The organism is Candidatus Obscuribacterales bacterium (assembly GCA_036703605.1).
Taxonomy (GTDB): domain Bacteria; phylum Cyanobacteriota; class Cyanobacteriia; order RECH01; family RECH01; genus RECH01.
The window spans coordinates 13266-33557 of record DATNRH010000502.1 but is presented as its reverse complement, the minus strand read 5'-3'; the positions used below and the strand labels follow the sequence as shown (position 1 = coordinate 33557).

Annotated in this window: 19 protein-coding genes, 1 tRNA gene and 1 other annotated feature; of the genes, 12 read left to right on the top strand and 8 right to left on the bottom strand. The window is 53.4% G+C overall.

Translation table 11 applies throughout. The features are described from left to right. Positions 1-173 precede the first annotated feature (173 nt). The 8 genes from rplS (at position 174) to rplL (ending at position 4424) form a co-directional block, all read left to right on the top strand. Positions 174-536 carry a 50S ribosomal protein L19 gene (gene rplS / locus V6D20_10910; GenBank protein ID HEY9816291.1) on the top strand — a complete coding sequence of 121 codons (363 nt, stop codon included), beginning with the start codon at positions 174-176 and terminating at the stop codon, positions 534-536. Positions 537-628: 92 nt separating this feature from the next. Next, positions 629-701, top strand: a tRNA-Trp gene (locus V6D20_10905). Between the two features lie 200 nt (positions 702-901). Then, entirely contained in the window at positions 902-1132 is a 231-nt protein-coding gene (gene secE, locus V6D20_10900) for a preprotein translocase subunit SecE (protein HEY9816290.1), read from the top strand. Continuing rightward, positions 1133-1804, top strand: a complete 672-nt coding sequence (gene nusG, locus V6D20_10895; protein ID HEY9816289.1) for a transcription termination/antitermination protein NusG — start codon at positions 1133-1135, stop codon at positions 1802-1804. Between the two features lie 7 nt (positions 1805-1811). Next, entirely contained in the window at positions 1812-2237 is a 426-nt protein-coding gene (gene rplK, locus V6D20_10890) for a 50S ribosomal protein L11 (protein ID HEY9816288.1), read from the top strand. A gap of 91 nt (positions 2238-2328) precedes the next feature. Then, positions 2329-3045, top strand: a complete 717-nt coding sequence (gene rplA / locus V6D20_10885) for a 50S ribosomal protein L1 (GenBank protein HEY9816287.1) — start codon at positions 2329-2331, stop codon at positions 3043-3045. A gap of 78 nt (positions 3046-3123) precedes the next feature. Then, positions 3124-3267: a sequence feature (ribosomal protein L10 leader region), on the top strand. A 97-nt stretch (positions 3268-3364) separates the two neighbouring features. Next, positions 3365-3937, top strand: a complete 573-nt coding sequence (gene rplJ / locus V6D20_10880) for a 50S ribosomal protein L10 (GenBank protein ID HEY9816286.1) — start codon at positions 3365-3367, stop codon at positions 3935-3937. Between the two features lie 88 nt (positions 3938-4025). Next, the gene (gene rplL / locus V6D20_10875; GenBank protein HEY9816285.1) at positions 4026-4424 is read left to right on the top strand and encodes a 50S ribosomal protein L7/L12; all 399 of its coding nucleotides are present in this window, start codon (positions 4026-4028) and stop codon (positions 4422-4424) included. A 126-nt stretch (positions 4425-4550) separates the two neighbouring features. On the opposite strand, the gene V6D20_10870 is transcribed toward rplL, so the two are convergent. The 6 genes from V6D20_10870 to menA form a co-directional block, all read right to left on the bottom strand. Then, positions 4551-5411 (bottom strand): pentapeptide repeat-containing protein, encoded by an 861-nt coding sequence (locus V6D20_10870; protein ID HEY9816284.1) that lies wholly within the window; start codon positions 5409-5411, stop codon positions 4551-4553. Positions 5412-5522: 111 nt separating this feature from the next. Further along, positions 5523-6452, bottom strand: coding sequence for a LysR substrate-binding domain-containing protein (locus tag V6D20_10865; protein HEY9816283.1), 930 nt, complete (start codon positions 6450-6452; stop codon positions 5523-5525). Between the two features lie 737 nt (positions 6453-7189). Continuing rightward, the gene (locus V6D20_10860) at positions 7190-7564 is read right to left on the bottom strand and encodes a DUF760 domain-containing protein (GenBank protein HEY9816282.1); all 375 of its coding nucleotides are present in this window, start codon (positions 7562-7564) and stop codon (positions 7190-7192) included. A 152-nt stretch (positions 7565-7716) separates the two neighbouring features. Continuing rightward, entirely contained in the window at positions 7717-8283 is a 567-nt protein-coding gene (gene scpB, locus V6D20_10855; GenBank protein ID HEY9816281.1) for an SMC-Scp complex subunit ScpB, read from the bottom strand. 67 nt (positions 8284-8350) lie between these two features. After that, positions 8351-9199 carry an ABC transporter ATP-binding protein gene (locus V6D20_10850; protein HEY9816280.1) on the bottom strand — a complete coding sequence of 283 codons (849 nt, stop codon included), beginning with the start codon at positions 9197-9199 and terminating at the stop codon, positions 8351-8353. Positions 9200-9532: 333 nt separating this feature from the next. Then, on the bottom strand, positions 9533-10441 hold the full coding sequence (menA, locus tag V6D20_10845; GenBank protein HEY9816279.1) for a 2-carboxy-1,4-naphthoquinone phytyltransferase: 909 nt from the start codon (positions 10439-10441) through the stop codon (positions 9533-9535). Between the two features lie 655 nt (positions 10442-11096). Between menA and V6D20_10840 the strand changes: the two genes are divergently transcribed. The 4 genes from V6D20_10840 to menB all read left to right on the top strand — a co-directional run bounded on the left by V6D20_10840 (position 11097) and on the right by menB (position 16830). Further along, complete coding sequence (locus V6D20_10840) at positions 11097-12518, top strand: isochorismate synthase (GenBank protein HEY9816278.1); 1422 nt, start codon at positions 11097-11099, stop codon at positions 12516-12518. 8 nt (positions 12519-12526) lie between these two features. Then, positions 12527-14269, top strand: a complete 1743-nt coding sequence (gene menD / locus V6D20_10835) for a 2-succinyl-5-enolpyruvyl-6-hydroxy-3-cyclohexene-1-carboxylic-acid synthase (protein HEY9816277.1) — start codon at positions 12527-12529, stop codon at positions 14267-14269. A gap of 156 nt (positions 14270-14425) precedes the next feature. Continuing rightward, positions 14426-15796, top strand: a complete 1371-nt coding sequence (locus V6D20_10830) for a hypothetical protein (GenBank protein HEY9816276.1) — start codon at positions 14426-14428, stop codon at positions 15794-15796. A gap of 200 nt (positions 15797-15996) precedes the next feature. Next, a complete protein-coding gene (gene menB, locus V6D20_10825; protein HEY9816275.1) occupies positions 15997-16830 on the top strand; it encodes a 1,4-dihydroxy-2-naphthoyl-CoA synthase in 834 nt (277 codons plus the stop codon). Between the two features lie 65 nt (positions 16831-16895). Here the strand turns inward: menB and V6D20_10820 are convergent, their stop codons facing one another. Together V6D20_10820 and V6D20_10815 are read right to left on the bottom strand one after the other, a co-directional pair. After that, a complete protein-coding gene (locus V6D20_10820; GenBank protein HEY9816274.1) occupies positions 16896-18413 on the bottom strand; it encodes a pitrilysin family protein in 1518 nt (505 codons plus the stop codon). A 134-nt stretch (positions 18414-18547) separates the two neighbouring features. Further along, on the bottom strand, positions 18548-20143 hold the full coding sequence (locus V6D20_10815; protein HEY9816273.1) for a pitrilysin family protein: 1596 nt from the start codon (positions 20141-20143) through the stop codon (positions 18548-18550). Positions 20144-20292 lie beyond the last annotated feature (149 nt).

Sequence of the window (20292 nt, the reverse complement as noted above, 5' to 3'; positions counted from 1 at the left end):
TCAATGGCCCTCCCCCGGAGCTAACCTTGTAGGGGATGAGGGCAAGGTTTGCGTCAACAAGGTTTGCCAGTCAACCAATGGTTCTCATGCAAAAAATGCTGTTTCCCATGAAAAATGCTAGACATGGCCCTACCCCCTCACGTATAGTAGAGAATTGTGAGTTTCGCTAAATTATGAACACTCAAGAGATCATCCGCTCTGTTGAAGCGGTACATATCAAATCGGATCTGCCTGTCCTTTATGTCGGCGACACGATTCGTGTCGGTGTTCGTATTAGTGAAGGTGGAAAAGAGCGGGTTCAGCCCTACGAGGGAACGATCATCGCTATGCGGAATGGTGGCATTAACGAAACCATCACCGTGCGTCGTGTCTTCCAAGGTATTGGCGTAGAGCGAGTCTTTATGCTTCACTCGCCTCGAGTAGACACCATCAAAGTGATTCGCCGAGGCAAGGCCCGTCGTGCTAAGCTATACTACTTGCGCGATCGCGTTGGTAAGGCTACTCGCCTCAAGCAGCGGTTCGATCGAGCACTGTAGTGCTTTACACTATAGGTTTTTCGCGCTGCGTGAAGGAAACGCAAAGAAGCTGTTAAACTCTATAGTGGTATGCTGAGTTAGCCTCAGCTCGTGCGCTCTTAGTTCAGTTGGTAGAACGCAGGTCTCCAAAACCTGATGTCGGGGGTTCGAGTCCTCCAGGGCGCGCTCCATTTTTTATGGCCTATGGTTCTTTGACGACGTGCCACATGAGTCAACTCTCAGAGCACGATGTCAGCACAGCCCTTGACCCTAGCATTATCCGAGCATCGGTTGGTGGGATACACGGTTAGGTAGCGGCTGGAGAAACACTGGGCGATGATCGCAAGCTAGGCATCAACAAGGGCACGTATAGCGTAGGTGACGGGATGGCTGAAAAAGGCAAGGCAACTCCAGCAGCAGTAGAAGAAGCAACTTCACAGTTCAATGCGTCTGAATTTTTGAAGGGTACGAAAGAGGAGCTTGATAAAGTCGTTTGGCCAAGCCGCCAACAGCTCATCAGTGAATCCATTGCTGTCATCTTAATGGTCAGCCTCTCAGCCACAATCATCTACTTTATAGATAAGTTGTTTAGTTGGGCGGCAAAGCAGGTATTCTAAATGACATTCACGCCAGACGAATCCGAATTGCAAGATAATCAGTTCGGTTCAGACGAATCAAACTTGAATGAATCAGACCCTGAGCAGGGAGAGGCGAAAGACATTCGTCGCTCTGCTCGTTGGTATGCTGTGCAAGTTGCATCTGGCTGTGAAAAGCGCGTCAAGCTTAACCTTGAGCAACGCTTGGGTATGCTTGACGTGGCAAACCGCATCTTCCAGATCGAGATTCCTCAAACCCCTATCCTTAAGCCTACGAAAGCTGGTAAGCCTAAGGAGATTGCTGAGAAAGTTTTTCCTGGCTATGTGTTGGTTCGCATGGTTATGGACAATGAAACTTGGCAGGTTGTCAAGAATACTCCCAATGTGATCAACTTTGTCGGGGCAGAACAGCGAACCCGTACAGGGCGATCGCGTGGGCACGTGAAGCCCATGCCCTTGGGGCACGCCGAAGTTGAGCGGATCTTTAAGCAGGCTCAAGAACAGCGTCCTGTGGTGAAAGTCGATATGGTGGCTGGAGACAAAATTATGGTTTTGTCTGGGCCATTTAAGGACTTTGAAGGCGAGGTGATTGAGGTTAGCCCTGAGCGCAGTAAGCTGAAGGCGCTCCTTTCAATCTTCGGGCGAGATACCCCCGTCGAGCTGGAATTCAATCAAATTCAGAAACAGAGTTGATAGATCAATGGCAAAGAAAGTTGTTGCACTAATCAAGCTAGCCATTTCGGCTGGCAAAGCGAACCCTGCTCCTCCCATTGGACCAGCCTTGGGGCAGCATGGGGTGAACATCATGATGTTCTGTAAAGAATATAATGCCCGTACCGCTGATCAAGTGGGTCTGGTGGTGCCGGTAGAAATCTCCGTTTATGAAGATCGGAGCTTTACCTTCATCCTCAAGACGCCTCCTGCTTCCGTCTTGATTAAGAAGGCGATCGGTATTGATAAAGGTTCGGGTGAACCCAACAGCAAGAAAGTTGGCACCATCACTCGGGCTCAGCTTCAGGAAATTGCTCAGGTGAAAATGCCTGACCTGAATGCTAATGATATCGAAGCCGCGATGAAAATTGTTGAAGGAACTGCCCGCAACATGGGTGTTACCCTCGCGGACTAACCCTAGCAGACTAACCGATACGCTCAGACTCGCTTAAACCATAATCGGGGGAGAGGAGTATCCTCGCCAGTACCCCAAGGAGACATATGCCATGACGAAGAAGTTATCCCGTCGCTTGAAAGAGCTGTACGCCAAGGTTGAAGACCGCCCCTATGAGCCGGTTGAGGCCCTGAAGCTGCTGCAGGAAACCGCTACAGCTAAATTTCCTGAGTCGGCTGAGGCCCATATCCGCCTTGGTATTGATCCAAAATATACCGACCAACAGTTAAGAACTACCGTTGCTCTACCTAAGGGAACAGGACAGACCGTGCGCGTGGCTGTCATTGCCCGTGGTGAAAAGGTGGCTGAAGCAGCCAATGCTGGCGCTGACCTCAGTGGTTCTGAAGAGCTGATTGCTGATATTCAAAAAGGCATGTTGGACTTTGAGGTTTTGGTGGCAACGCCAGACATGATGCCGCAGGTTGCTAAGCTAGGTCGGATGCTTGGTCCTAAGGGGCTGATGCCGTCGCCTAAGGGTGGAACAGTGACCTTTGACGTGGCAAAAGCAATTGAAGAGTTTAAAGCAGGGAAGCTAGAATTTCGGGCTGACCGGACAGGCATCGTCCATGTGCTGTTTGGTAAGGCAGGATTTCCTACCGAAGATCTCTTGACGAACCTCAAGGCTCTGCAAGAATGTATCGATCGTAATCGCCCGTCCGGCGCTAAGGGTCGCTACTGGCGCAGTATCCATGTGTCGTCTACCATGGGGCCGTCCATCGAGGTAGATATTAGTGCGCTGCGCGATCTGAAAGCTGCGGATGTCGTCTAGCTCGATTTTGGTGTACACTAGCAAAGGCTGATTAACTTCACCATCTACGGGAGACGGTAGATACGAAACATTTGTGCTCTAAAACTTCATAGCAAACCAGAGACAGCAGGTGCCTACGCTTAAATATCCTGCCGAGGTGATGCACAGCGAAGGAACCCGTCGCGGTCTGTCCTTTGGTTTGCGAAGCTCTGGTTAAAACACCAGGGCTTTTGTTTTGGATCTGTGCCAGATTGAGCTATGTCGTCGTTGCTGACTCGATATAGCCTGATCTGTACTTCAAGTTTGGCGATACACCCACGTTAAGGAGGTGAACAGTGTAATGGGTAGAACGCTAGCCGATAAAAAGGCTCTTGTTGCTGAACTAAAGCAAGAACTGAGCGAAGCTCAACTAGCTTTGGTCATCGATTTTAAAGGTTTGTCCGTTTCAGAAATTACTGAACTACGCAACCAGCTACGCCAGACCGGTGCAAGCTGTCGGGTCGCCAAGAATACCTTGATGAACATTGCCATTGCGGAAGATCCCAATTGGCAACCCATGCAGACATTCCTGCAAGAATCCTCCGCGTTTTTGTTGCTCAAGGATGATTTAGGTGGAGCTATCAAGGCTTACCAAGCATTTCAAAAGGCGACCAAAAAAACTGTCCTACGGGGCGGGGTGATGGAAGGTCGGGCTCTTAGCGAAGATGACGTTAAGGCCATTACCGAGCTACCCAGTAAGGAAGAGCTAATTGCTCGTATTGCTCGGGCTATCAACTCTATCCCAACCAAGATTGCCGTTGGCGTCAACGCCGTACCTACGAAGTTGGCGGTTGGGATCAAGGAAGTTCCATCATCGCTGGTACGGGCTATCAAGGCTGTATCCGAAAAAGAGGGTGACGCCGACGCCGGCTAGCCCCGGGGAGCGATCGCTCTGGACGGCCACTCGGGGCCTTGCGTGCCCCACTTGTTATTCACCATTCAACTAAATTTGGAGGACTCCCATGTCTGCAAAGACTGACGAAATTCTAGAACAGCTTAAGTCTCTTTCTCTCCTTGAAGCCTCTGAACTGGTTTCACAAATTGAAGAAGCCTTTGGTGTTGATGCATCTGCTCCTGCTGGTGGTATGCCCATGATGATGGCAGCTCCTGCTGGTGCTGCTGTTGCCGCTGAGGAAGTGGAAGAGCAAACCGAATTCGACTTGGTGTTGGAAGACGTTCCTGCTGATAAGAAGATTGCCATCCTCAAGGTGGTGCGTGCCCTCACCGGTTTGGGTCTGAAAGAAGCTAAGGACTTGGTTGAAGCAGCTCCTAAGGCTGTCAAAGAGGCCATCACCAAGGAAGCAGCTGAAGATGCTAAGAAGCAACTGGAAGAAGTTGGCGCTAAGGTAGCCATCAAGTAGGCGATCGCCTATCTGAAACCAGTTCTTTGATACTAGGTTGAAGACCGAGGAGAGCGATCGCTTTCCTCGGTTTTTTTATCATCTATGGTACCCATGCGGTTGACATGCAACTGAAGCTGGATTTGTTTAGGTTGATACGGGATCCGACGAACTGGGCACTTCCGGCGTACAGATATCACTTTCGGTAACTTTTTTCATGCCTGCCGTTGTCGGATCAATATTGACATCCAACACCGTCCGCCCGTTGTAGCAAGCATTCAGCAATTCAACGCGCTCCAAATCAGCGTTACTCAAATCCGCACTGCGCAGATCTGCCCCCGTGAGATTGGCTCCCGTGAGGTGAGTATGGTTGAGGTTGGCATAGCGAAAGTTAACGGCGCGCAGATCTGCCCCTCGTAGGTCTGTGCCTTGAAGATCTAGCCCTTCCAAATTGGCACCAATCAGGTTGGCCTGAGAGAGAAAGGCTGGACGCCCTATATCCTGATTGTCTTCCGGTCGCCAAGTGAGCACCTGCGCATCCTGCAACAACATCACCACATAACGCTTGCGCTCTGCATTCAGCTCCCGCAGGGTGGCATGGGTGAGGGCCCGTAGAGTAGCCAATTGTTCTAGCGTGCGATGGTCATGGGTTTGCATGAGCACCATGCCAGCCGCACTGAGATAGGTCGACAGAGCCGTCTGCCGATAGTAGTCAGCGGTGAGTTGGGTTTTGCTGAGGGAGTCTTGAATCTGAAAAGGACGATTCAGCTGCTCATTAAACCCATTGAGGAGATTAACAATCGCAATAGATAGGGTTGCAAAGGCTGTGATAGATGCGCCAACCACAGCCCCGATCGCTTCTCGGGGAATTTTGATCGAGCGAATTACCTGAATCATAGCCCGAAGAAATGCTCCGACTCCAGACTCTGAAGGCGAAGCTGGAGTCGGGGAGAGTGCTTCTGCCTCCGGTTTGTTGGGGGAATTCTGATCCGAGGGAGATGATGGCATCCAGGCTAAGTGTGTACGTCCATAATCACAGGTGGGTGGTGTGACCGATGGTCTAGGATTAGTCTAGGCATCGGGAGCGATCGCCTCTTCCGCAGCCAAAAGGCGATCGCCCTACTTAGACGAATGGGCTAGGGCTGGGATGGGAGATAGCTTGGGAGCCTCCTCTTGGAGGTACTGCAAGAAAGTAGCGGCCACCACCGACAATTGCTTTCCTCCCAGATGCACCACATACCACTGGCGGGAAATGGGGAAGCCTTCGACATCCAGCACGGTGAGATCGCTATGAGACCCTTCCGGGGTGAGGGTGTGGTGGGATAGAACGGATAACCCCAGACCGCCAGCGATCGCTTGCTTAATCGCCTCATTGCTGCCTAGCTCTAACCGGACTTTCACCGAGACATTTTCCCGATCAAACAAACTTTCCACCGCGCGCCGCGTTCCCGATCCGGATTCCCGCATAATAAACGGTTCATCATTTAAGCGCTGAATGGGAATATTGCGTTGCCCCGCTAAGGGATGGTTGGTGGGAGCCAAAACGACCAAGGGATTGTCTAGGAAGGATTCAGCTTCACAATCTAGATTGGTTGGTAACTGACTCATGACATAAAGATCATCTTGATTGTTCGATAATCGGTCAATGACCCGTTCATGATTGGTGACTGTCAACGACACATCAATGCCAGGATACATGCGGCAGAAAGGGCCTAGAAGGCGCGGCACAAAATACTTGGCTGTTGTAATCACCGCTAGACGAAGCTGCCCTTGCTTCATCCCCTTCAAATCTGCAACCGTCATCTCTAGCTGATCCAGATTGGTGAAAATGTCCTTACAGGTTGCAAACAGCGCCTTGCCAGCTTCCGTCAGATAGAGGCGCTTGCCGACTTGCTCAAAGAGCGGCAAACCAATAGCCTTGGTTAGTTGCTTGACTTGCATAGACACTGTGGGCTGGGTGAGGAATAGCTCCTCTGCGGCCCGGGTGAAGCTGCCATGGCGGGCCGTTGCTTCAAAGACTTTAAATTGATGCAAGGTAGCGTGGATCACGTGAGACTCTCCCGGAGATTCACTCCGTATCTAAACAGGAACCATTCATCGCGGATATTCGCATAGAGTTAAGTCTATCATGGATATTCTAGGCAGTGATTTTGATCTATGCTTCCTCGCGATATGATGGGTTTATCGAAGCCTGTATGTATTCCCTTCCAGTGAGCGTTGCACATTGAATCGCGTTGGTCACTCTTGGGCAGGATGCGCCTTATTGTTCCCAGTCCTGTCATTGGAGTTAGTTGCCTGACATGGGTTTTATCCTGAAGGTGCTACCATGATCCGGATTCAGTGTGGAACGCTTTTTCTTGTCTGTGATATGGCTGTGGCCGGTTGAGACTTGCCCTAGGTGCGTTCAAATATTTGAACGCACCTAGGGCTTTGTGATGTCCGAACCCATGGGAATGGGACAATCGCCCTATCATCTCCAATCGCAGGGCTGCCTACCACAAGGCTGTCACCATTTTAGACGGCTTGTGAGGTCACGATCGCTTCAGTGCTATTCATGAGGCGTTTGCAGCGCTGGTAAATGCTGTGGAGTGGTGCAACTTACCATTACTGCGGCTGCTTCTGAGGAAGAGGTAGGGAAATGGATGAAAAGCTGGAAATAAGACTGAAATTTTGGCACAGTGGCGATCGCTCCTGGGTTTGGGGCGTACTCAACCGATGGCTGCACAGTCGGCCAGCCTCGGGTCAGGGGCGATCGCCATTGGGTTCGATCGGTTAGCGATCGAACCTTAGGTGTCGGAATCCGGGAAGGGGTCAAAGCCTGACCGACGGCGCATGGAGAAGGACCCCATCACGCTATCTTCCAGTTCCATCCGCTGCTCCATGCGGCGCAGAAAGTAGCCCGTCATCATGGCAGACGCAAGGAGACCGGCCAGATTTTCCCGATCGGTTGTAATTTGCACATTAAAGGATTCAGACGGCAGCACACCGACCAATCCCTGAACATTTTGCGAAATAATCTGCCTAATTTCTGGGCTCACAGATTTAGCCACGCGCGCCAGAACTTCCGGCGGCTGGTTTTGCAGGTAGCTCAGCAGTTGGTTCGCTTGGTCCTCTTCGGCGTTGCCACTGAAGAAATCGCTGTTGTCAGGGTTAAAAACCATAGAGACCATTGGGTTGACTGAATTTAATCTATTGTGGCATCTAATTGCAGATCCTGTGTCTGAGAACTGCTGGGGATCCGATGTCCCAAGCCTGGGATATGGAGTCTAGATCATCTGGGGGTATCGGGGTTAAACCCAGTGATGCAGGGCGTTTACGCATCCAGCTCATCGTTGTTGGCAGTGTTGGCGTCTGGATCTGGATCCTGGGATTCTGGAGATGAGGGGTGATCGCTCGATGGAGGACTGGCAAAGGGATAGGGCAGGGATTCTACCTGAAAATATTGATAGAATTTTGGCGTAATTTGCAGCCAGTAGGAGCGTTCATCGGGTTTACGACGCTTGCGAACCAACCCCAAGTCGACGAGTTCGGGCACATGTTGATACACTCCAGAACCGCGTAATTCCACCAACTCAGGCTGACTCAGGGGACCTTTGAGGGCGATCGCTGCCAGGGTGCGTAGGGCTCCCACACCCAAATCTAGGGGAATTAACGTCTCCACCAAGTCATGAAACCTTGGCCGTAGCTGCAGCGCGTATCCCTCTGGTGTTTCTACGACTTCTAGGGCACTGTCGCGATGGGCGTAGTCGTCCATTAATTCTAGAATACCCTCTTCCACCTCGTGGCGATCGCACCCAGCATAGTCAGCGATTTTGCTCAGCGGCAGTGGATGCCCCTTGAGATAAAGAATCGCTTCAAGTTTGCTAGCCAGGCGGGCCATGGTCACCCCAAACAATTTGCTGAAAGACTAAATTTAAGGATGGAGATGTTGCATCTAACCAGTGTGGTTAGTCTAGGTTGTGACCGGTGAGATCCACAAAAATGTCTTCTAGGTTAGACGGGCGAATCATCATGCCGGTTTTATCAACCTGCGCTGCCAGATGCACTTGGGCCTCATCCATGGTGGGAAAAAAGGTATAGTCCCAGCGATCGCCATCCTGCTTCATCAGCAATCCTAGCCCATGCTTGTGGCGCAGTTCGTCGAGGGTGCCCATCTCAATCAGCTTGCCATTGTCCATAATGCCAATGCGATCGCATAGGTATTCCACCTCTTCCATGTAGTGGGTGGTGAGGAGAATGGTCATGCCCTGTTGATTTAAGCCTTTGATGATTTCCCAAAGCCGGCGTCGGGTTTGAGGATCGAGCCCAACCGTAGGTTCATCTAAGAATAAGATCTGGGGCTGGTGGAGCAGGGCGCGGGCAATTTGCAGCCGCCGCTTCATGCCTCCCGATAGGGTTTTCACCAGAGACTGACTGCGATCGCTCAATTCAACATAGTCAAGCCAGCGGCTAATATCCTGCTGTCGGCGGGAGTTGGGGATATGGTGCATCCGCGCGTGGAATTCCATATTTTCCCAGACCGTCAGATCCACATCCACACTGATTTGTTGCAGCACCACCCCGATCTGTTGCTTCACCCAAAAGGGCTGGCGCACCACATCATAGCCGGCCACAACAATTTCTCCCTGAGTGGGTTGGGTTAAGGTGGTCAACATGCGAATGGTGGTGGATTTGCCTGCGCCGTTTGGGCCAAGCAGACCAAAGATCTCGCCGGGTTGAATGGTCAATGACAAATCATTGACGACACAGACATTGTTGTAGACTTTGTGGACGTTTTGTAGGGCAACTGCAGCCATGGTCATGCAAACGTAAACGGTGAAATGAAGAAGGGTAGGGACGTGGGATTAGAGCTGCCTTAACCCAGCTACAGCCTTGGATGGATGGGCAAGTTGTGCTTGGCTAGCCCCTAGGGTAGAGAACCCAGGGCGCAAGTAGATGATTCAACATTAGGCATTCAGAAACGATCGACTCCCTGGAGAGCGATCGCTGATGATCGTCAACCTTCAATTTAGCAGTCTTAGGTCTGCTCTATCAAAACCTACATCGTTAAAACCCGCTCTATCATCGAGCCGTGCGTTCAACACTGAGGACGTTTCATCGCCAGCCCTAGGTTTAGCTCAAAGGCCCAGTCATAGCAAGAACCCGATGCCTAACAGTAAACCGCTCCAAAAATGCAGCTTAATGGCAATGAATTTGCAGTTGCTAACCCGCTCAGGATGGTTGTGATAGCGGCCAACGTGGCGACAGAGGTGCCAGCCGGGGGGGATGCTCAACAGAATCAACAAGGTCCACAAGGGGAATAGTTGTAGGAACACAAAGATCACGGTCAGCCCGTAAAGGCTACCCACTACCCAAGGCAGGAGTTGGGCGCTGCGCTCAGTACCCAGGCGGACAATGGGCGATCGCTTCCCGGCGGCGATATCATCGTCTACTTGATGGAAGTGGGAGCAGAACAGGATCAAACTGGTGCTTAATCCTAGGACAATGGACGCGACCAGACTCATCCACGACCAGGCTTGGGTTTGGCTATAGTAGGCGGCGGATACGGCGAGGGGGCCAAAGCAGCAAAAGCAGAGGGGTTCTCCCAAGCCTTGGTAGCCCAAGCGTAGGGGCGGCCCTTGATAGGAATAGCCCAACAGGCAGCAGAGTAAGACAATCCCAAGAACCGTCGCATCTTGCTGCCAAAGAGCGATCGCTAGAATGCCCAACACGCCAGCCAGCAGACAGCTATTGCCCACCCAGAAAATTAAGGATTTATTGCGGGTTAAATTGACTAACGAATGATGTTTATTTTGATCAATGCCGGTTTCTGAGTCGAAGACATCATTGCTGAGGTTTTCCCAGGCCAGAATGAGGATGGCAGAACAGGTAAACATGAGGAATACCGGCAGATGCAGGCGCTGGGTTTCGGCAAAGGCGATCGCACTTCCCAGCCAAATGGGCATAATCGCGACGCTATACATGGGGGGCTTGATGGCAGCCATCCAGAGTTGTTTGCGATGCGGCGATCGCACCGTTCTCACCGTTTGAATCGTCATGTCTTAAACGTCAATGGATAGTATCGGAAGCTGAGGGGAGAGCCATCCATCCATCTACCCTCCTACCCAGGGACAAAACCGGGGTGGTTGATTGCCGAGACGGATGCAGTGAACTCCGGCAAGCACCTGAAGTTGGCGCTGTCTAGACCTCAGTATCTCATAGGGTTACAGACGATTGGGTGATTTTGGGCGATCGCTGAGTGAGCCGTTACGAATTGCAATATTCCGCCGAGGCTTCGTGGAAAATCCTGAGGCGCTAGTCCAGCCTGTCCCCCAATTATTCGTAGAATGGATGAGAGATCATCCCAAGGCATCAACTCCTTTGCCTACCTAGGTTCTACCCCAACCCCCAGGTGTTTTATAGACCGACCTAGGGTGACCCCTGGGGGTGCTCAGCCATGTTTGTGTCTTGTAATACTCTGCAACACAGTGCAACAGAGTTCCCCTAAACTGCCCCCCACCGTTTATCGTTTGGAAGGGATCGGAGCGCTGGGTGCAGCTTGCTTAGTGTGATGCTCTCCATGGGCTTGGGCAGATCATCGCGAACCGTGGGAGCGCGGGTCGGGGTTGACTGATCTGCAGCCGGCTGTATCTCAATGTCGATGTTACCCAGTCAGACCGCCTGAGTGGATGGAAACCTGCCGCTTTGCCTACTATGACCGTAACCCCCCATTCTCGTCCTCGACTGCACACAGAACAAGACCTGTATCAGTGTTTGTTGGGTTGTCAACAGCAGTCAAGTCTGGAGGAGCCTGCGATCGCTAGCCTATCGTGGGAGATCCCGTCGTTGGATCCGCTTATGGCGTTGCAAGCGTTGGCCTTGGCCCAGCAACCCCATTTTTATTTTGAAAACCGGCGGCAGCAGATAGCGATCGCGGCGGTGGGCAGTGCGGTGGCTCAATGCTCTAGCCATCCTCAACGCTTTCAGGATGCCCGACGATTTATGGATGACTGTCTGCGTCGCTGTCAGACCGTCCATGCTCCTAGTCTGCTGCACTTTTTCTGTAGCTTTACCTTTTTTTCCCAAGTGAGTCCGGGGGCTCCTTTTCCGGGAGCAACGGTCTTTATTCCTGCTTGGCAGGTGATCACCCAAGGCGATCGCACTAGCGTCACGGCCAATCTTTCCATTACGCCCCAAACGGCACTACGGGCGGTGACGCGGGCTACTTGGACGACCCTAGAACAGGTGCGATCGCTGGCCTCGCCAGTGGTGTCCCTGTGCCATCGGTTAGACGCCATGCCGGGGCAAGTGCTCTCGGAAGAGACGGATTCCTCTACCTCTCTAGTCCCCTTCCAATCCTCGGTACGAGCAGTGTTAGGGGCGATCGCTCGGGGACATTTGCAAAAAGTGGTGCTGGCCCATGCCTTGGATGTGGTGTCGCCCCAGCCTTTCTCCGTGGTGCGATCGGTAGATAACCTGCGTCGCCGCTATCCCGATTGCTATGTCTTTTCCACCGGCAATGACCAGGGCCATAGCTTTATTGGAGCCAGTCCTGAGCGGTTGCTGAGTGTTCGCGATCGCGCCTTGGTGGTGGATGCCTTGGCAGGATCCTCGCCTCGGGGTGGGTCATCCCAGGCCGATGCCGAACTGGCCGATCGCCTGCGCCATAGCCCCAAGGAACGCCATGAGCATCAGGTGGTGGTGGACTTCATCGCCGCCCAACTGCAGGCCGCTGGGCTTACTCCCCGCTATGCTCCTGAGCCCGATTTGCTGCGGCTGTCCAATATTCAGCATTTACATACCCCCATCCAGGCCCGGATGCCCAACAGTCTGCATCCTCTGACCTTGTTGGCCAATCTGCATCCCACCCCAGCGGTAGCCGGGGTTTCCCGGGAGGTGGCCTGCCAGGAGATTTTGCGTCACGAATCCTTTGAGCGATCGCTCTATGCTGCGCCCATTGGCTGGATTGATCACCAGGGCAACAGTGAATTTGTGGTGGGCATTCGTTCAGCCTGGCTCCATGGCAATCGGGCGCGGCTCTATGCTGGCGCGGGCATTGTGGCTGGGTCAAACCCCGATCGGGAGCTGGCGGAAGTGCATTTGAAGCTGCAGGCATTGCTGCAGGCATTGGTTTAAGAGCGACTATGTTGGATTTTCGGACAACAAACAGCCTGTGGTCTTCTGTGATGGCGGAGGTGCTAGCTCGATTAGGCGTGGAAACAGCGGTGCTCTGTCCAGGATCACGCTCAACCCCTTTAACGGTGGCTTTTGCTCAGCATCCGGCGATCCAGGCCATTCCTATGTTGGATGAGCGATCAGCAGCTTTTTTTGCCCTCGGGCGATCGCGCCAGACCCGGCAGCCTACGGTGCTGGTCTGCACGTCGGGTACGGCGGGCGCTAACTTTTATCCAGCGGTGATCGAGGCTCGGGAAGGGCGGGTGCCGTTGCTGATCATCACCAGCGATCGCCCCCCAGAACTGCGGGACTGTAATGCGGGGCAAACCATTGACCAGCAAAAACTCTACGGCTCTTATCCTAACTGGTATAGCGAACTGGCGATACCGTCTACAGAACCTGCCTTGTTGGCCTATCTGCGGCAAACCTTGATCTATGCCTGGGAGCGATCGCGCTATCCCGTAGCTGGGCCGGTGCACTTAAATCAACCCTTCCGGGATCCCCTTGCGCCCATTCCCCAAGCCGATGTTCTCGCCCTGGCCAAGCAGTGGGATGAGCCGCAGTTTTTTGCCGCCATCACCCGGGGCACCTCGCCACCCTCGCCCACCCTCGCCCCAGATGCGATCGCTGACCATGTGGCTACCTGGGGTTCCTGCGATCGCGGTGTGATTATTGCCGGAGTTGATCAACCCGACCACCCCCGCGCCTATTGCCGAGCGATCGCCTACCTGGCCAAAACTCTGGGCTTTCCAGTGCTGGCAGAAGGTCTATCCCCAGCCCGCAACCATGCGGACTGCAATCCCTACCTCGTGGCAACCTATGACGGCATTTTGCGCCATCCTACTCGCGCCGCCGCCCTTGCGCCCGAGGTGGTGATTCGGATTGGTGAGATGCCAACCAGTAAGGTGTTGCGTCAGTGGTTGGACAAAACCCAGCCGCTGCAGTGGGTAATTGACGGGGGCGATCGCAACCTTGATCCCACCCACGGCCGCACCCATACCCTGCGCTGCACCCTCCATCAAGCCGTGCAGTCTCTCCACCTGGCCACCGTTGGCCCACCGGATTATCTCCATAAGTGGCTAGCTGCCGCCGCCTCGATCCGATCGCTGATTGATCAGCACTGCACCGCCACCGAACGCTTAGTGGAAAGTAAACTTTCTTGGCTCCTGGGGCGATCGCTGCCACCCCAAACCCCGGTGGTGATTGCCAACAGTATGCCCGTGCGCGATGTGGAATGGTTTTGGCCCCTGAATGCCCAGCAGCATCAGATGATTTTCAGCCGAGGCACCAACGGCATTGACGGCACCCTCTCCACTGCCCTAGGAGCCTGCTATGGCCGCCAGGGTGTGTTGATCACCGGTGATCTGGCCTGCCTGCACGACACCAACGGCTTCCTGGTGCGGCACCATTGGCAAGGGCATTTAACGGTGATTGTGATTAACAACAACGGCGGCGGTATTTTTGGGCTCCTGCCCATTGCTCAAGCCGAGCCCGCCTTGTTCGATACATTTTTCACCACACCCCAATCGGTGAAGTTTGCCCACCTTTGCGCTGCCTACGGCATCGAACATCAGCCCATCAAGTCCTGGGAACAGTTAGTGCAATCGCTCAATCCATTACCTCAGAGCGGTATTCGCGTGTTGGAACTGGTGACCGATCGCTCCATCGATCTGCATTGGCGGCAGACCCTTTGGCAGCGTATGAAGCAATAATCCGCCCCCGCCCACTGGATCATTCCATCCTTGTTCGTCACAATTGGGTCAAGTTATACAAACAGGGAGCCGACTCCTCCGGACGTCCGACCATCGCTCCTGTGGTACTGGCCCAAGAGGGGCGATCGCCCCCAACCCTTTCTAAGGTGATCCTCGATGAGTACCCCAAAAGCCATCAACTCCCAAGACATTCTCGAATGGGTGCATGAAAAACATCTTGCCTCGCTGCTGCAAGATGCCAAAACTCAAATTGATCAAGAACAGCTTGCGGTCGAAGTTGAAACCGAAACCGATCGCCTCATGGACGAAACCTGCCATAAGCTGCAGACCCTCACCCTAGATGATGAAATTCAGCGAGAAATTGGCCATCTACTCTATCAACTGCCGGATTTACGCAAGCTGAGAAATGTCTATCTGGTGCATATGGCTCGTAGCGCTATCGACCTCTTGTTGTCTAGCGCTCAACCCCCTGCCGATGTTTCCACCCCGAGTTTGCCACCGACGCTGAAACATCGTAATCTAACCATTGCCCGCCGCATTCGCCGCCGTATTCGCTACGAGATTTTCGTTAACAACTCCCAGTCCACCATGTTGATTCTGGGGCTGGCAGGCTTCATCAGCATCTTTGCGATCGCTCCCTTTTTGATTTACCTGATCATTCAGGGCACCGCGCCGTCCTTGCAGGTAACCTCATCCTCGGGGCAAATCAGCATTCAGCCCAGTCGCAACATGTGGCTGCAGCTCCCAGGTGGCAAGGAACAGATGTTGGACGCTAATGCGGGCTATACTCTGATGCCCCAAGCCAGCAGTAAGGCTGGGCAGACCCCAACCCCAGAACCTACACCTCGCGCAGATTCGTCCACACCTCGCGCAGATGCGCCCACGCCTGAACCCGAAGTAGCGCCCACACCCGCACCCGATGCATCCCCAGCCAACTTGGCTGCACCTCCCCCCGCTGCATTGCCCCCGCTAGAGACTGCGCCTGCCCAGTTATCCCAGCAGGTGCCAGCAGAGGAAGCAGTGGAGGAGAGCGATCGCTCGTCTCAACCCACGCCCAATGAACCCACGAGAGAACCTGAAGAGCCGGCCGGCGAGTCTCGGGATATTAGTGTTGTGGCGGTAGACGAGGGGACACTGCGCAACACCGGCACGTTTTTTGAGAATGTGGGCATTCGCCTGTCGCTGCTGCTGATTGTGGTGATCGGCGGAGCCTTGGGCAGCTCGATTAGTGTGATTGTACGAGCCCAAAACATGGTCTATGGGCAACGTCCTGAGCCACTGGTGCTGTTTTTTACAGGGCTGCTCAAGCCTATTATTGGCATTGCCTTCGCCATTTTTATCTTTGCGGCCCTAGAGTCAGGCTTGGTTTCGGTGGGCAATCGCGAGCAAACCAATCGCACCTACCTGTATCTAGCGATTTCCTTTGTGGCTGGCTTCAGCGAGCGCTTTGTCCAGGATATTTTGATGAAAACGGAGCAAACCATGACACCATTTTCTCGGGAAGATTCAACCAAGCCGTTGATTTGACATGCTCTCCACCCATCTTGCCTAGCGATGGCGTGGGTATTTCTTAAGATTGCCCACAAAAAGTTCTGCTGCTCAATCTCCTTGGCCATGGGTGCAGCTTGCCTGTACTCACAGCGACATCGTGACAGGTTCCCCTAGATAGGCTAATCTCAGCATTGGGCTAGCTCAGCCCCGTCCGCCTATCGCGATTCCTGGTTTCTATGCAGATTGATTGGCAAACGGCTAAAACCTACGACGACATTCTCTATCACAAGATGGATGGCATTGCCAAAATCACCATCAACCGTCCCCATAAACGCAATGCCTTTCGCCCCAAAACGGTGTTTGAGCTCTACGATGCCTTTGTCGATGCCCGAGAGGATTCAACCATTGGTGTCGTGCTGCTCACGGGAGCTGGTCCCCACACCGACGGCAAGTATGCCTTTTGTTCCGGTGGCGATCAAAGTGTGCGGGGCACAGCGGGTTACGAAGATGAGGCGGGGGTGCCCCGTCTCAATGTGCTGGACCTACAGCGCTTGATGCGTTCCATGCCCAAGGTGGTGATTGCCCTGGTGGCTGGCTATGCCATCGGTGGTGGTCATGTGCTGCATATCCTCTGTGATCTGACGATCGCTGCTGATAACGCGATCTTTGGGCAAACAGGCCCGAAGGTGGGCAGCTTTGACGGCGGCTTTGGGGCCAGCTACCTGGCCAGGATTGTCGGTCAAAAGAAGGCGCGGGAAATTTGGTTTCTCTGCCGTCAGTACAATGCTCAACAGGCTATGGACATGGGTTTGGTGAACCATGTGGTGCCGGTGGAGCAGTTGGAGGCGGAAGGGGTACAGTGGGCCCAGGAAATTTTGCAGAAAAGTCCCATTGCTATTCGCTGTCTGAAGGCGGCCTTGAATGCCGACTGCGATGGTCAAGCTGGCTTGCAGGAACTGGCAGGCAATGCCACCATGCTCTACTACATGACCGAGGAGGGCAGTGAGGGCAAGCAGGCGTTTTTGGATAAGCGATCGCCTGATTTTCGCCAATATCCCTGGCGTCCCTAGGATCATCCATCGGCTGGGAGCCGCAGCCTCCAGCCGATGACGTCTCTAGCTTCTGCTAACCTCTACTAGCCTCGGGGGGGAATGGTCACATCAATGGGTGTGATCTCCATGCCTAGGTCACTGAGAGGCGGGTTAATCTCTGCAATATTACCCACCACCAAGGTCACCAACTTACTGGGATCTAAGTAGGTGCGGGCGGCGTTGAGGACATCCTCCATGGTGGTATCAGCGATCGCTTGCTGATACTGGAAGATAAAGTCTTCCGGGTAGCCATAGTATTCGTAATTCATCACCCGCGAGAGGATTTGGCTGGGGCGCTCAAAGCTGAAGACAAAGGAATTGAGTACCGAGTCTTGGGCTCTGGTCAACTCGTCTTCGGTAATTGAACTGGTTCGCAGGGTTTCAATTTCGGCTTTCACCGATTGAATAAAGGGCACCGTGGCTTCCGATCGCGTTTGTCCACCCGCTACAAAGATCCCCGGATAGTCATAACGCGCTGACCAGAAGGCATAGACCACATAGGCCAAGCCCTGCCGCGATCGCACCTCGTTGACCAGCCGTCCACCCAAGCCGTTCATCACCTCGTTCATCACCGAGAGACTGGCGTAGTTAGGGTCGTTCAACAGGCCACCTAGGTGACCAATGCGAATATTACTTTGGGTGAGTTGGGGTTGATCCACCACAAAGAGGCCTCCTGTCTGGGCCTGCTCCACGGGCGGCAGCTCCAGCGTAGGAGTTGGCTGGGTTGCTTGCCAATCGCCAAAGGTTTCCTCAATCAGCGATCGCATCTCGCGGGTCTCAAAATCGCCCACAATTCCCAGCATCATGTTGTTGGGTTGAATATAGCGATCGTAAAACGCCACCATATCCTCGCGGGCAATATTGTCGAGGGTGCTGTATTCCATGGTGCGGGCGTAGGGGCTATCCTCGCCATAGATCAGCTTGCTAAACTCCCGGCCCAAAATGCTATCTGGATCATCATTACGGCGGGCAATTCCCCCTTCGCGCTGGGATTTAGCCAGGTCAATTTTTTCCTGGGGGAACGCTGGCTGGCGAATCACCTCAGCAAACAGTTGCAGCACCTCGCCAGCATCTTTGGTGAGCGTATCAAAGCTAGCCGACCCCGAGGCCCCGCCAATCCCTGTTTCGATGGAGGCAGCATCCTGCTCAAGAATCTGGTTAAGCTCATCGGCCGGATGATTGAGGGTGCCGCCGCTGCGCATCACCTCACCGGTCAGATCTGCCAACCCCACCTGATCTCCTGGCTCCAAGCGATCGCCGGTGCCAAAAATAGCCATGCCGCTCACCAGCGGCAGTTCGTGGTCTTCCAGCAAAAAGACTTTAATGCCATTGTCAAGCTCCACCCGCGTATAGTTGGGTACTTGAATTTCTGGGAGAGGCGCAAACTCTAGTTCGGTGTAATGCCGGGGCGTATCAGCAAAGGCGGGCGATCGCCCAAAGCCTAGCACAAGTACCGCTATGGTCAGCCCCATGACCACGCCATAGCGCATCAGCCTGCGCTGCAGACTAGCCTGCCAAGCCTGGGGGGCGGTTCCGGTTCGCCATCTCTTTAACCGCTGCATGATGTTGTTTTGCTCCTATGGGTCCAAGACATCAAGAATGTAAGAATTTCGTTCATGAGATTGTGGGGCCACAGGCCAGCCCCAAGCGCTTGGGGCTATTCGAATAGGACCTGCTTCTAAGCTTGGGTTATTGGCTAGGTTTCTTCCTGTTCTTCCAGCGGCAAAATTCGTCCTGTGGTGACATTATCAGGGCGGAACATGGTCTGGGCGACCCGCATCACGTCCTCAGCGGTGACTTGATTAATGGCATCTAGCTCGGAAAAGAGATTGCGCCAACTGCCTGTTTTGGCCTGATAGGATGCCAAGAGGCTAGCCATGCCTTGATTGGAGGATAGACTGCGCACCAAGCTGGCAAGGGATTGAGTTTTAACGCGCTCGAGTTCATCGGCTGTGACCGGTTCGGTACGCAAGCGATCGAACTCTTGGTTCATCACCGTTTTGATTTCATCCACCGTATGCCCCGGTGCGGTTAGACCATAAAACAGCACCAGATTAGGGAAGCGATCGCCCGGGAACCCATCCGCAGCGCCCATATCCAAAGCGATTCGTCCATCCTGCACCAAGGACTTGTAGAGTCGAGACGTGCGTCCACTGGTCAAAATACCGTTAATGACGGTATAGACAGAATGGTCGGGATGGTTGAGATCAGGCCGGTGGTAGCCTTCTAGATACCAAGGTTCTGAGTTGAGGTAGAGGGTGACGTCCCGAGGTTCGGTTTGGGGTGTCAACTCGGCCACCACATCAGGAGCATTGGGGCGATCGGGGTAGCGGCTGAAGTAGATTCGCGCCAGACGCTCTACCTCACGAGGATTGACATCGCCGACCATGGTCACGGTCATCCGCCGAGGGGTGTAGTGGGTGGTATAGAAATCGTAGATATCATCCCGGGTCATGTTCCGTAGATCGTCTTCATAGCCAATCACCGGACGACCGTAGATATAGTCAGGAAAGCTGGTTTCCAAAAATGCCTCAATCATTTTGCCAACGGGGGAATTGTCGGTGCGCATCCGCCGTTCTTCTAAAATGACATCCTTTTCTTCATAGAACTCGCGAAATACTGGGTCGAGGAACCGCTCTGACTCCAGCGACATCCAAAGCTCTAGTTTATTGGCCGGTAGACTATAAAAATATCGCGTAGCATCAGCCGAAGTGGTGGCATTCAAGCCTACGCCGCCAGCCTCTTCCACAATTCGTCCAAATTCATTTTGGTTGACATAGGTAGCTGCCTCTGCCTGCACAGCGTCAAACTCTGCCTGCAGTCTTGCCTCCTCGTCGATATCACCCGCCGCCCGTGCCGCCAAGATTTGGTCAAACAGTGCATCCAATTGGTCGAGCAGGGGACGTTCGGCCTCATAGTCGTAGGTGCCTACAAGGGAGGTTCCCTTAAAGGCCAAATGCTCTAGATAGTGGGCTGCGCCGGTCTTGCCATCTTCTTCCTCTGCTGCCCCAACGTTGAAATGGATCATAAACGAGACCACCGGCGCTTGATGACGCTCCATGACAATGAAGCGAATGCCGTTGTCGAGGGTAAACTCTGTAATCTGATTGTCTACGCGATCGAGATAGGGCTGGATGTCGGTGGCCCGAGCAGATAAGGTACGGGCGATCGCACTAGGCTGGGGTACTAACCAGAGCGTGACACTTAAGCATAGACCCATGGCGATCGCTATCATTCGCCATGGAGCCCAGCGGCCCTGTCCATCTTGCCCATCTGGGGTTTTACATCGCATGGAATATCGCATCATAAGGGGAGAAAACGTTGATAACTAAAAGGTAACAGCGCCGTTAGGGGTATGGCAGCCCCACCATCTTTCAGCATAGAGAGTTTTAGAAGGTTCGTGGGTGTTTCAATTCGGTTCCTGAAGGTCAATCAGGGCGA